Source organism: Mycobacterium pinniadriaticum (genome assembly GCF_026242045.1).
GTDB lineage: Bacteria > Actinomycetota > Actinomycetes > Mycobacteriales > Mycobacteriaceae > Mycobacterium > Mycobacterium pinniadriaticum.
Genome location: NZ_JAPJDO010000034.1, coordinates 22,241 through 34,759, shown reverse-complemented (window position 1 = coordinate 34,759; position 12,519 = coordinate 22,241). Strand labels below are relative to the sequence as shown.

The 12,519-nt window shown below is 64.4% G+C and carries 11 protein-coding genes; 3 read left to right on the top strand and 8 right to left on the bottom strand.

The window, feature by feature from the left end; translation table 11 throughout:
- The first annotated feature begins 13 nt into the window (after window positions 1-13).
- Entirely contained in the window at window positions 14-2,149 is a 2,136-nt protein-coding gene (locus tag ORI27_RS26140) for an acetate--CoA ligase family protein (protein WP_266000003.1), read from the top strand.
- A 9-nt stretch (window positions 2,150-2,158) separates the two neighbouring features.
- On the opposite strand, the gene ORI27_RS26135 is transcribed toward ORI27_RS26140, so the two are convergent.
- The 5 genes from ORI27_RS26135 to ORI27_RS26120 all read right to left on the bottom strand — a co-directional run bounded on the left by ORI27_RS26135 (window position 2,159) and on the right by ORI27_RS26120 (window position 6,802).
- Window positions 2,159-2,554, bottom strand: coding sequence for an ArsR/SmtB family transcription factor (locus ORI27_RS26135; RefSeq protein WP_266000002.1), 396 nt, complete (start codon window positions 2,552-2,554; stop codon window positions 2,159-2,161).
- A gap of 97 nt (window positions 2,555-2,651) precedes the next feature.
- The gene (locus ORI27_RS26130; protein WP_266000001.1) at window positions 2,652-3,446 is read right to left on the bottom strand and encodes an enoyl-CoA hydratase/isomerase family protein; all 795 of its coding nucleotides are present in this window, start codon (window positions 3,444-3,446) and stop codon (window positions 2,652-2,654) included.
- A gap of 43 nt (window positions 3,447-3,489) precedes the next feature.
- Entirely contained in the window at window positions 3,490-3,762 is a 273-nt protein-coding gene (locus ORI27_RS33215; RefSeq protein WP_407666432.1) for a 3,4-dihydroxy-2-butanone-4-phosphate synthase, read from the bottom strand.
- 129 nt (window positions 3,763-3,891) lie between these two features.
- A complete protein-coding gene (locus ORI27_RS26125) occupies window positions 3,892-5,343 on the bottom strand; it encodes an aldehyde dehydrogenase family protein (protein ID WP_266000000.1) in 1,452 nt (483 codons plus the stop codon).
- A gap of 13 nt (window positions 5,344-5,356) precedes the next feature.
- A complete protein-coding gene (locus ORI27_RS26120; protein WP_265999999.1) occupies window positions 5,357-6,802 on the bottom strand; it encodes an aldehyde dehydrogenase family protein in 1,446 nt (481 codons plus the stop codon).
- A gap of 479 nt (window positions 6,803-7,281) precedes the next feature.
- Between ORI27_RS26120 and ORI27_RS26115 the strand changes: the two genes are divergently transcribed.
- A complete protein-coding gene (locus ORI27_RS26115) occupies window positions 7,282-7,917 on the top strand; it encodes a GntR family transcriptional regulator (protein WP_265999998.1) in 636 nt (211 codons plus the stop codon).
- Window positions 7,918-7,936: 19 nt separating this feature from the next.
- Here the strand turns inward: ORI27_RS26115 and ORI27_RS26110 are convergent, their stop codons facing one another.
- From ORI27_RS26110 to ORI27_RS26100, 3 genes are read right to left on the bottom strand one after another with little or no spacing between them, the layout of a single operon-like run.
- Complete coding sequence (locus ORI27_RS26110; protein WP_265999997.1) at window positions 7,937-8,953, bottom strand: dihydrodipicolinate synthase family protein; 1,017 nt, start codon at window positions 8,951-8,953, stop codon at window positions 7,937-7,939.
- Window positions 8,954-8,987: 34 nt separating this feature from the next.
- Window positions 8,988-9,971: an ornithine cyclodeaminase family protein gene (locus ORI27_RS26105; protein WP_265999995.1), complete on the bottom strand. Its 984-nt coding sequence runs from the start codon at window positions 9,969-9,971 to the stop codon at window positions 8,988-8,990.
- Window positions 9,968-10,921 (bottom strand): cyclase family protein, encoded by a 954-nt coding sequence (locus ORI27_RS26100; RefSeq protein ID WP_265999994.1) that lies wholly within the window; start codon window positions 10,919-10,921, stop codon window positions 9,968-9,970. The genes ORI27_RS26105 and ORI27_RS26100 overlap by 4 nt, the downstream gene beginning before the upstream one ends.
- A gap of 328 nt (window positions 10,922-11,249) precedes the next feature.
- On the opposite strand from ORI27_RS26100, the gene ORI27_RS26095 reads away from it, so the two are divergent.
- Window positions 11,250-12,509, top strand: a complete 1,260-nt coding sequence (locus ORI27_RS26095; protein WP_265999993.1) for an IS110 family RNA-guided transposase — start codon at window positions 11,250-11,252, stop codon at window positions 12,507-12,509.
- Window positions 12,510-12,519 lie beyond the last annotated feature (10 nt).

Here is a 12,519-nt window from a genome sequence, read left to right as displayed (position 1 = left end):
GCAAAGAGTCATCGTGGAGCGAAAAACTGAGATGATCGATCAGATACCCGACGATCCGGCCGCAGTTGCGGTGTCCCGTCCTGATCTGGACCGGCTGTTGAATCCGAAAGCGGTTGCCTTCGTGGGAATCACCGACGAGTCGCGATGGGCGCACGCTGTCGAGTATTCGCTTGACAGCGATACCGAGTTCTTCTTCGTCCATCACAAGGCAGCCCATGCCTTCGGCCAACGGACGTACCCTGACGTGCGATCAATTGGCAGGCCGGTCGATGCCGTGTTCAGCGCGCTGGGTGCTGAGCGGACGGTTGACGCGGTGGAGCAGGCTGCCGAGATCGGAGCGGGCGGTGTGATCGCCTGCGCTGCCGGCTTCTCGGAACTCGGCCAGGAGGGTGTTCTCCTTCAGCAGCGGATGGTGGAAGCGGCACGTGCGGGCAACATGCCGGTGATAGGTCCAAACGGCGTGGGTCTGGTGAACGTGGGGCATCACCTGCATCTCAGCATGCTGCCGATCTTCCGGCGCCGCGCAGGAGGTTTGTCAGCTGCCACTCACAGCGGCGCGATGATCGAGGCGATGGCTGCGGCGGCGTCGCGCCCCGGTGGGGTCGGGTTCAATCTGCTGGTGTCGGCAGGCAATGAGGCCGTCACGGACGTAGCCGACTACTTGGACTATTTCGCCGATGACGAGGACACCCGGATTATCGCCTTGGCGGTGGAGAAGATCCGGCGCCCGGACGCATTTTTCGATGCGGCCCGGCGCTGTCTGGAGGCCGGCAAGCCGATTGTTGCTATCAAGCTCGGTCGCAGCGAGCGCACCCAGCGGATGGCCGCTTCGCACACCGGAACCCTCACCGGGGATGCCTGGGTCTACGACGTCGCTTTCAAACAAGCCGGGATCCTGCCCGCGGAGGACATCGACGATCTGATCGACCGAGTGCAGTTCCTCGAACAATTGCCCCGCAATCGGTGGACACCGGTGCGTGGCCTCGCAATCCTCACTGCGACCGGCGGCTTTGCGCAGTTGGCCAGTGACCTCGCGGATGTCGAGGGCGTCGACGTACCGGAGGTCGAGCGGCTGTGTCCCTTCGTCGAGGAGACGATCCCCGGCGGCGCAGTGACGAATCCGCTCGACATCACCGGGTTCGCCGGTGTGATCGACGGGCTGTGGCACAAAGTGTTGACCGAGTATTCGTCTGCGCCAGAATTCGACGCGCTGATGTTCAGCAGTCAGCACGCCGAATGGAACGAGCCGCTTTTCGCCGACATCGAATTCGCCGAATTCGGTTCGGTCAGTGACAAGCCGTTTGTGATCGCGCCTCTGGCAGGGCAGGGCGGTGCGTGGCTGGAGCGGTATCGCGATGAGGGCATAGCGGTCGGCAACGGTCTGCGCGGTTGCCTGCGCGGACTGAAAGCCATGGGTTCCTTCATGCGTATTCGCCCGGGATCGTGGGTACGGCCGCCTGCGCAAGTCCCCGCGTTACAGCGGCCGATGGCGACGCCGCTCGTCGTGGCGGAAGGGTCGATGCTTCCATTCGGGGCAACGATGGATCTCCTGTCCTCAGCCGGAATTCCTACCGCGCCATACCATCTGATATCAGTAGACGCAGCGGTCTCACCGCCGTCCTTCGCCGGTCCGTACGTGGTCAAGCTGGCAGACGTCGCTCACCGAACAGAGCACGGAGCAGTGCGCATCGGTGTGGACATCGGGATGCTGGCTTCAGCGGTGGACGAGTTGCGAACGATCGCGCATTCCCACAGGCTACCGGCGACGGTCGCAGTACAGCCGATGGTCTCCGGCCACGGGGAGGCGTTCATCGGTCTCAAGGGCGACAGCGAACTAGGGCCTGTCGTGGCGTTCGGTCTGGGCGGGATCTTCGTCGAGGTCATGGGACGTATCGAAGGCCGCATGGCGCCGATGACTCCCGATGATGCCGCCGAGTTGATCGAAGAGTTCAGTGACACAGGCGTTTTCGAGGGTTTGCGAGGCTCGACCCGCTGGGATCGCCAAGCGCTGTCACGAGTCTTGGTGGCCTCGTCGCACCTCGCTGCGGGAGGACGGCACTGGATCGAGTCGATCGACATCAATCCGCTGATCGTGACCGCCGACGGTCCGATCGCCGTCGATGGCTTGTGCCTGGTTCGCACTCACTGAAGGACGTGATCACCAGGTGAGCAGAACGTCGTCCTGCCGGGCAGGTACCGCCTCACCGTTCCTGCGCCGCCGCGACGATGACGAGTGGTTGCCGCGGCTCTGTTGCACCTGCCGAGTCAGGGGTGCCAATGCCCGCACCTCGCTCACGACCTCCTCTAGCGCGGCACGATTCAAGGAATAGAAGAAGTTGCGGCCCGCTTTGCGGGCGGTTATCAGACCGGCTTTGAGCAGGATGTTGGTGTGGTAGGAGATCGTTGGCTTCGACAGCGGCAGCGTTGACTCCAGTGTCGCGCAGGGCAGGTCGTCCGTCTCGGCTATCTGCCGGACGATCTCCCACCGGGTGGGATCGCTCAGCGCCTTCATCACCTCGGCGGCCGTTGTGTTCGTGCGACGCGGCCGTTTCACGGGATCGGTCCGGACTGCGCTCGATGCTGGCACAACGTCGAACTTACTCCACAAAGTTCCCGGTCGTCGGTAGCAGGGCTTCGATGCATCGAATCAGTCACCGGCCCTTGAACTGTGCTGGGCGATGTTCTCGTCGCGCGCGGATGCCTTCCTGCAGGTCCTCGGTCGCCATGGTCACCGGCTGTGCCAGCGCTTCCCAGCGCAAGCTCGCCTCCAGACCGTCGCCGGCATGCTCGAGGCCGACCTTGGTAAGCCGCGTGGCGATCGGAGCGGCAGCGGCGATGCGGCCCGCGATCTCGAGGCTGTGCTCGACGACGTCATCGACGACATCGCTCACCAGACCCCAATCGAGCGCCACTTCGGCATCAAGGAGTCGGCCCGTGTAGAGCATTTCACGAGCGCGAGCTTTGCCGACGACCTCTGGAAGAAGATAGTTCACCCCCATGCCGCCGTGGGTTCCCAGCGAGTTGAACGGTGCGCTGAACACCGCGGGCCGGGCTGCGTACCGCAGATCGCACGACAGCGCCAGGCACAGGCCTGCGCCGATGGCCGGCCCGTTCACGGCCGCAATGACCGGAACAGGCAGCCGGTGCGCCATCAGCCAAGCGTCGTAGAACGGCACCATCTTGTCCCGCAATGCATCCGGGGTGAGGTGGTCGTCGCCGCCCTGGCCGAGAAACGACAGATCGGCGCCCGAACAGAAGGAGGTCCCGGCACCTGTCACTACGACCGATCGAACATCCTTGTCTATGCCGATCGCCGCGATGACTTCGCGCCAGGTCGTGGTCATCTGTTCGGTCATCGCGTTCCGGAGCTTGGGCAGATTGAGAGTGACCAGACGGACCCACGGTGAGACTTCCTCCACGACGACTTCGCGGTGGTTCTGCTTCATGGATCTCCGATCGCTGACGTGAGACTGTTCGACATCGATCAAATTATCCCGAAGAGCCGCCGGATGCGCGTGATTTGCCGGTCGGGTTCCGTCGGTGTCCGATCGGCTGCCGACGGCGGGAGCGAGGATGTGACCGAAAGGCCTGCGCACCGCTGCTTTGCCCAACGCCTTCCGTCCGACACCTTGTTGGCGGAGGACTCAGACGCGTGTGTTCCGTGCGTTCCAGGACGATACCGGACCTGGCCGTGAGCGGGCAGGCACGGCCCGGCCGTCCGAGATCTCGCGGGCGCGTGTCCGGATCGATGACCAGTTGCATCGTTGGCCACGACGCGATTCGGCCGTCCCCGGGCAGATCAGCCCGCGGTCCTTCCTGGTCCCTCGTCGCCGCAGACGACGGACTGGTGCCCGCAGCGATGCTGGCGGTGCGCCGTTCGGGGCGTTCGAGTCAGATGCCCATACACGTGTTGTTGATCGTCTTGATCTGCATGTATGCGTTCAAGCCGGCTTCGCCGCCGAATTCCCGGCCGATGCCACTCTCTTTGTAGCCTCCAAACGGGCCGTCGACGTCCATGCTGCCCAGGTTGTGGCTATTGACGAACGTCGCTCCCGCTTCCAGACGCGAGCCCACCGCGAACGCTCTGTCCTCGTCCCGGGACCAGACCGAACTCGCGAGGCCGTACGGGCTGTCGTTGGCACGGCGCACCGCTTCGTCGACGTCGCTGAACTTCATGATCGGCAAGATGGGGCCCATCTGTTCGCAACTCACCACAGTCGCGTCGTCCGGCGGGTTCAGTACGAGATGGGGCAGCATGAAGTAGCCGTTGGCAGGGTCGGTGCCTTCGGCGTAGGAGCCCAACTCGACCACGTCCAGGCCGGCTTCCTTTGTCGCTGCCAGCAATTCGCTGACTTTGTTGAACTGGCGTTCGTTGTTCAGCGGTCCCATGGTCACATCGGGGCGGGTGCCGTCGCCGACGACCATCCGAGTGAGGGCGGCGCGCAGCTTGTCTACGAGCTCGTCGTAGCGCGATTCGTGCACGAAGAGTCGCTTGATGGCGAAGCAGATCTGGCCCGCCGCGGCAAACGCACCATTGGTCAGCCGCGTGATCGCCTGCTCATCGAGCTCGGCGTCATCGAGGACCAGGGCCGCATCGTTGCCTCCGAGTTCCAGCGTGACATTCGCCAAATGCGACGCGGCATCGGCCATCACCGCTTTCCCGGTTTCGGTACTGCCCACGAACGCGACCTTGCGCACCCGCCGGTCCCGGACAAGCGCCGAACCCACTTCCGGGCCCAATCCCGATACGACGTTGAGCACACCAGGCGGAAAGACCGCGGCTATTGCGCCCAGGGTTTCCAACGTGGCAAGGGGGGCGAACTCAGGCACCTTGACCACCACGGTGTTGCCGGCCATCAGCGCCGGGCCGATCTTGGCGCACGCGAGCCCAACCGGGAAGTTCCACGGCACGATCGCTACCACCACTCCGTAGGGGTGCTTCTGCACGCGCAGCCGGCGATTCTCATCGTCGAGCACTTTCTCGTCGAGCCACTCCGGGTGCGGCGCAAAGTAACTCAGCGACATCGCCGCGATCCCGAAGTCGATGAACGACTCCATGAGGATCTTGCCGTTCTCGGCCGTCAGAACGGGCGCAAGCTCGTTGCTACGTTGCCCGGCGACCCCCGCGGCCTGGATCAGCAGTGCGCCGCGTTCGGTGGCCGGGGTCTCCCGCCATGCCGGGAACGCGTCGGATGCCGCAGAAACAGCCTGCGCCGCGTGCGCGGCCGTGCCGTTGGGGTAGCGTCCGACTATCGTCGTGAGATTCGCGGGATTACGGACATCGATCCAGGCATCGCTGGTGGCAGGTTTGCCACCGATCGTCATCGTCGCTTCAATGGGCACGTCATTCCCTCTTTCAGGCGTAGGTCTTGGTCGTGATCGACTGCAGCTGGATGTAGCCGTCGACCGCTTCGGCGGAGATTTCGTAGCCACAACCACTCTGCTTCGTGCCGCCGGCCGGAGTGGCTGGGTGCAGAGCCCCGAGGCTGTGTCCGTTGATGAAGGTCATACCGGCTTCCATCCGGTCGGCGATGGCGAAGGCGCGCTGCTCATCGGCCGACCACACCGAGGCGCCCAACCCATACTCGGTGGAATTCGCGCGTGCGAGCGCTTCCTCGTCGGACGAGAACTTCATGATCGGCAGGATGGGTGACATCTGTTCGTTAGCGACGATGCTCATGTCGTCCGGTGGGTTGAGGACCAGGTGGGGGAGCATGAAGTACCCGTTGTCGACGTCGGTGCCCTCGGCATAAGTGCCCAGCTGCAAACAGTCGGCCCCCGCCTCCTTCGTTTCGGCGAGAAGCTTGGTCACCTTCTCGTATTGCCGGGAGTTGTTGATCGGGCCCATGGTCACCTCGGGTCGCGCTCCGTCCCCGACCACGAGCTGATCGACCGCTGTCCGCAATTTGTCGACCAGCTCGTCGTAGCGGCTGTCGTGGACATAGAGCCGCTTGATGTCGATGCAGATCTGGCCGGCGTCCAAGAAGGTGCCGGTGACCAAACGGGCAATCGTCGCCTCGGAGAGATCGACATCGTCGAGCAGGACCGCCGCGTCATTCCCGCCGAGTTCCAAGGTGAGTCGGGCCAGGTGGCCGGCAGCGTCGGCCATGATGAGGCGGCCGGTCTCGGTGCTGCCGGTGAACGCCACCTTGCGCACCTTGGGATGAGTGACCAGCGCCCGACCGACCTCGGGACCCAATCCCGATACGACATTGAGCACGCCCGGCGGAAGAAGGGCAGCGATTTCGGCCAGCGCCTGCATCGTCGTCAGCGGGCCAAACTCGGGAACCTTGATCACCAAGGTGTTGCCGGCCAGCAATGCCGGTCCAATCTTGAGACTGGACAGAATCATTGGGGAGTTCCACGGAACGATCCCGACGCATACCCCAAGGGGCTGGCGGCGTACGACCATGCGGCCCTGCTCGTCGTCCACGACGCGGTCGCCAACCCATTCGGGGTGCGACCCGTAGGTGACGATCGCGTGTCCACCCATCGCGATCTCGACCACCGACTCGCCAAGGGGTTTGCCGTTCTCGGCGGTCAGCAGTTCGACCCACTCCGGCCGGGCATCGGCGATCAGCGCTCCGGCTTTGACCAACAGCGCTGCCCGTTCCTCGACGGGAGTAGACCGCCACTGTGGAAATGCAGCGGATGCCGCCTCGACCGCCATCTCGGCATGTTCGACGGTGCCTGCGGGATATCTGCCGACTTCTGTACTCAAACGGGCCGGGTTCGCCACGCTGACCGTCTCATCGGCGAAGACCGCCTTGCCGCCGATCGTCATGTGCGCTGTCACGCTCATCCGGGTCAGATCCTCCTTGAGAAAGCGGTAATCGAGGCTTCGGGGACGTGGTGTTCGTCACTACCGAGATAGATGAAATACTTTATCAGAAATCCTACGGCGGTCTAGAAATACTTCGAAGCCGGCCGACACCCGCGAACTGTTTTCGTCGCGATTGCAGCGTTCTCGGGAAGTCTGGGTCCGTGAAATGCCCGGCAACGTGCAGTGATGAGCGAACCAAGTCGCGATGCGCCACTCGGAAGGTTCACGACCGTCTCGGGTCGCGTAGCCGTCCACGAACTGGGCGGTGGCAGTAGCGTCTGGCTACAGTATCTAATCTGCCACTGCGCTGCCGACCCGCAGCTGCGGCGAGCGGACCCTGAGGACGCGGAGGCAGCGTGGCACAACCACCCGGTTACCCGAGAACGTCGACCCCCACATATGGGGGGACGTACCGCTCCGGGCGCTCGCACCCGCGCTATACCCCGAGCCTCAAGGACATGGCGGTGGAGTTCATCCGTGAGGCGATCGCCTCGCGAGTGCTGAGGCCGGGCGCCAAGATCGAACAGGACGAGATCGCTGGTGAGCTCGGAAGTAGCCGACTTCCGATTCGGGAGGCACTGATCGAGTTGACCGCCAAGGGATTCGTCGTCGCGATCCCGCGGCGGGGGGCCTACGTGGTGCAGCTGTCGGTGGAGGACATCGAGGACCATTTCGAAGTGGTGGGTCTGTTGTTCGCGGTGGCCGCCAGGCGGGCCGCCGACCGACTGTCCGATGCCGAACTCGCCGAGCTGCGGAGACTGAACGCCGAGATAGCGGCCACCCGTGACGATTCCGAATGTCAAGACCTGAATCATCGTTTCCTGCGAACGATCAATGAAGCGGGCAGCTCCAATCGGTTGCTGCTGACTCTGCGCTATCTGTGGCTGTCGCTGCCCAACGACTTCTACACGAGTGCACCGGATTGGGCGGCCAACGAGTCGATGTACCGCGAACAGATACTCGACCTGCTCGAGGCCCGTGATGGCGAAGCGGCGGCGAGCTCGGCTGAGGCACATCTGCAAGCGTGCGCGAAGGTGACCGTCGACAGTCTTCGCGCACAGGAATATTGGTCTGGCCCAACAACTCTCGGGTGAATTGATTCGGGCGGCGCACTCACGCTGGATTGCGGCCGACGAAGAAGGTGTCATCGGAGTCCTCGGTGACTGGTAGGCCGGTGGACTGCAAGGCGCCGCGCAGCATCGTCATCTGGTCATAGAGCAGCCGACCGGTCGGCATGCGCAAGGGGCCGCCGTTGTAACCAGACAGCCAGGCTTGGTATTTCCATGCCATCCGGTGAACGGTGTTCATTCCTCCGATGGTCGTCAGCTTGGCGTTGGCCTTCCGGGCGGGATGAATCTGCCAGTAGATCGACATCGCCTCGGCATGCTGGTCGTTGCGGATGAGGTCGAACATCTTCGGCACGGCGGCGCCGTAGTACTCCTGGTTCGAGGTGCCACTGAACTGCAGCGGAACCAGTTGTGCAAGCGCCATGGCGACCGATTCGATCGGCTCGCTGACCACCACGCGATCGTTCAGGCGCTCCCACGCTTCGACGAAGCCGCCGATCGCCGGATGGCCACCCTCGGCCTTGACCGCCACTACGGTGGGGCAGCTGTCGACCAATCGCTCCATCAGTTCGATCGACAGCGAGGCTGGATGGATGCGTTCGAATCCCCAGAGGGGCACCGGAAACAGCATCACCGCCATGTCCACGGTGTCGCAGAACGCCCGGGTGTAGCCCTCGATATCGGCTTCCGAGCCAGGATAGAAATTCGGCGGATAGGACAGCAGCGCGAGTTCGGCTCCGGCATCGGCGCAGCGGCGCGCCATCGCGATGTTCTGCTCGAGCGTATCGAAGCTGGCGTGGTAGATGACCATCGCCTTGCCGGCGGCTTCGTCGACGGCCGTTGACACGAACCGGACATACTCGTCGGGGGAGAGCGCAGTCTCGGCCGTCGCCAGGAAGCCCATGAACCCCTGCTCGATCTCGAGCCTGACGTCGTGGCGGATCCCGCGCTCGTTGATATCGCTGAGATCGCTGGTGTACGAGGCGATCATCGTGTTCGCCACCCCACGCATCCGCTCACGCGCCCAGTCCCGGGCCTCACCACGGGTGTACGGAAGTGCCATTGTTTCCTCTCATCTGGGGTGTCCCGGCGACCGTTCAGAACTGTTTGACGTCAGCGAGCACACCGATCTCACGACCGATCCCGCGCTGGACGGCTGTGTCGTAGACGACCTTCGCCGCCGCGAGGTCCTGCGCCGCGGTGCCGACCGACTTGAACAACGTCACCGCGTCGGCACCGCGGTCGAACCCGTGAGCCACCACCTCGGAAAGCACGCTGGCGCCGGCGAGCCTGCTGCGCGAAGCGTCGGTCAGTGCGATCAGGTCGCCGGACTCTTCGAAGACCTGCGTAGGGGATGCATCGAATACCACGTGCTCGAGGCGGTCGAAGCACTCTTCGTCGAGTTCGCGGAGGAACGGGCTGGTGGCGCCCACCGAAACGATGTGCTGACCGGGCTCGATCCAAGCTCCCCGGTAGGCGACCGGGCCGTGCGGTCCGGTGTTGGTCGCCACGATGACGATGTCGGCACCGGTGACGGCCTCCTGAGCGGTCGCCGTAGCGACCGCTTCCACTCCGAGCGACGCACCGGCTCGACCGGCAAAGGCGGCTCGGCGCTGTGGATTCGGACTGAACACGCGCACCCGTTGGACCGGCCGCACGGCGGCGACGCCGGCGAGATTGGTCTCCGCCTCCAGGCCGGAGCCGATGACGGCGACGTCGGCGGAACCTGGGTGAGTCAGGTGGCGAGTCGCGACTGCACTGGTTGCTCCGGTGCGGAGTCCGGTGAGAAGAGCCGCGTCGACCAAGGCCAGGATATCGCCGTCATCCGCGCGCATCAGCACGATCAGATACCGGACGCCCTTGGCCAATGAACCGTGGAATGACTTGTAGCCCATGAGATTGCTACCCGCCAAATGGGCCGGCATCAACCGCAGGACGGTGCCGTCACTGGCCACGTTGACCCGCGGCGGCATGGTGATCAGCCCGTCGTGCTCCTCGCGCAGCACCGTTTCGACGGCATCGACGAGCCGGGGCATGTCAGCTGTGACACGCACGTCGGCGTCGCTGAGTAGCAGCGTCACTTGATCACCAACGGATTCAGCGGTGAGCCAACAGCCCCGGTGAACGGCAACGGTGGTGCGACGAACATGAACTCGTACACACCGTCCTCGGCGCAGTCTTCGGACAGTCGCTCGAGGTCGAAGATCTCACCGACCAACATGCCGGCGTTGACCAGCAACACCACGTGAAGCGGCTGGAAGATCTCGGCGGTTTGATTCGGGCGGACCTCCATGCCCCAGGTGTCGGTTGCGACTCCGGCCACTTCGTGCTCGCAGAGCCACTCGGCGGCGCTGAGGTCGAGTCCCGGAGCGTCTCCGCCGGCATAGGTTCCCCATTCGCCCTTGGCGCGTGCCATCGCGATCGCTCCGGTCCGAACGAGGACGATGTCGCCGCGGAGCGGCGCGACCCCCTCGCGGGCGGCGCATGCCGTGAGCTCGTCGGCACCGATTGGCTCGCCGGGCTCGAGCCAGTCCACGCCCCGATGAGCCGGTATATCGAGGAACACCCCGCGCGTCACGATCTTGTCGGCGTAGTTCTCGACACCGCAGACCGGAGTGCCCCGGCTGGTGACCAGTTCCTGGCGAAAGCCGTTGTACATGGTGCCGTCATAGAAGATGTGCGACAGCGCATCCCACTGCGTGCCGCACTGAAGCGGCATGTAGATCGCGTCGTCGGCATACCGGATACCGTCCAGGTGATCCTGTGCCCCGGTGGCGGCGTCCCCACCGTCCTGAAGCATGGTGTGGATCGGATTGACCCGCCCGAAGGTGCCACTCTGCGGCCCGTTTTCGTCGTAGGGCAGCGCGCACGAGATCACCTTGCCCTGCCGGACCAGCGACGCGGCCCGGACGATCGCCTCGGCGTCGATGAAATTGACAGTGCCCAGCTGGTCATCTTTTCCCCAGCGGCCCCAGTTCCGTTGTCGCAGAGCGACTTCGAGAACGTCTTCAGCTTTGAGCTCTTGCTCCACGGACAAGCTCCTAATCGTTTGTAGGGATCGGTTCCGCCGAGTGGCCGGGCCGGTTTCCTGACGGGGCTGTCGCCAGGTGATGCCTGATTGCTCCCGGCGTACGACGTCTTCTGAAAGAACGGCGCGCCTGGCGACAGACCCTGTTCGATGGTGGTGGGATTCCGTTGCCCGAGCCCGCTGCAGGGTTGACTTCCTGATGGTTGTTCTCGAGCTTTGAGCTCTTCGACAGAACGAAGTCCTGCGGTGTGCTGGAGTCACGGACGGCTAGTGAGATGTTGGACCTTGGAGTCCTGCGATTAGGGCGCCGCGTGAATCCACCGGTAACGGCATGACCATCGACCGAAGGAGTGGTGACACCTTGGGACTGTTTTGCGGAATCGATTGGGCCACTGATCATCACGACGTCGCTGTCGTCGACGGTGACGGACGTGTGGTGGCCCGCGGACGGGTCAGCAACGATGCGCCCGGCTTCGCTGCGTTGTTGACCCTGCTGGCTGAAGCCGGCGACAGCGCCACCGATCCGATCCCGGTCGGAATCGAAACCGACCACGGCCTGTGGGTGGCCGCCCTGCGTGAAACCGGCCGGGTGATCTATCCGATCAACCCGCTGGCCGCCTCGCGTTACCGGTCCCGATATGCGGTCTCGGGGGCCAAATCCGATGCCACCGACGCGGTGTTGCTGGCCAATATCGTGCGCACCGATCCCGACGCGCACCGACCGTTGCCCGCCGACACCGAAGCCGCCCGGGCCATCCGGGTTCTGGCCCGGGCCCAGCAGGACGCGGTCTGGGCGCGCCAGCAGGTCGGCAACCAGGTCCGCGACCTGCTCAAGGAGTTCTATCCCGCTGCGATCGTGGCCTTTGCCGACCTCGAGGGCGGGTTGACCCGTCCCGACGCCCGCGCCATCCTGGCCGCCGCACCGACCCCGGCGCAAGCGGCCACGCTGACTCCGGCACGGCTGCGCCGACTGCTGATCAAGGCCGGTCGCAAACGCTATCTCGACCGCGACGTCGCTCGACTGCGGGAGGTGTTCACCGACAGCTACCTGCGCCAGCCGCTGATGGTGGAGAACGCGATGGGCATCCAGCTGAGCGCGCTGCTGGGGCAATTGGAGGCCGCTTGCAGTGCTGCCGATGCGCTCGCCGAGGCGGCGATCGCCCATTTTGAGCAACACCCGGACGCCGAAATCATCACCAGCTTCCCCGGCCTGGGGATGCTGACCGGTGCCCGGGTGCTCGCCGAGATCGGCGATGACCGCGCCCGCTTCACTGACGCCCGCGGGCTGAAGGCCTTCGCCGGATCGGCGCCCATCACCCGTGCCAGCGGCAAGAAAATCGTTGTCCTGCACCGACATATCAAAAACCGGAGACTGGCCGCCGTCGGCCCGATCTGGGCCCTGGCATCGCTGCGCGCCTCCCCGGGCGCCCGTCGCCACTTCAACGCTCGCCGCACCGCCGGAGACTGGAACCACCAAGCCCAACGACACCTCTTCAACAAATTCCTCGGCCAGCTCCATCACTGCCTCCAGACTGGCCAGCACTACGACGAACACGTTGCGTTCCCACCTCCTCTCCAACTCGCGGCTTGACTTTTAACTT

Excerpts from the sequence above, each read along its gene's own strand:
- ORI27_RS26120 (WP_265999999.1), bottom strand. The coding sequence starts at position 6,802 with ATGAGCGTGACAGCGCACATGACGATCGGCGGCAAGGCGGTCTTCGCC.
- ORI27_RS33215 (WP_407666432.1), bottom strand. The coding sequence starts at position 3,762 with ATGCAACTGGTCATCGATCCGGACACGCGCCCGCGAGATCTCGGACGG.
- ORI27_RS26095 (WP_265999993.1), top strand. The coding sequence starts at position 11,250 with ATGACCATCGACCGAAGGAGTGGTGACACCTTGGGACTGTTTTGCGGA.
- ORI27_RS26110 (WP_265999997.1), bottom strand. The coding sequence starts at position 8,953 with ATGGCACTTCCGTACACCCGTGGTGAGGCCCGGGACTGGGCGCGTGAG.
- ORI27_RS26130 (WP_266000001.1), bottom strand. The coding sequence starts at position 3,446 with ATGAAGCAGAACCACCGCGAAGTCGTCGTGGAGGAAGTCTCACCGTGG.
- ORI27_RS26115 (WP_265999998.1), top strand. The coding sequence starts at position 7,282 with ATGGCGGTGGAGTTCATCCGTGAGGCGATCGCCTCGCGAGTGCTGAGG.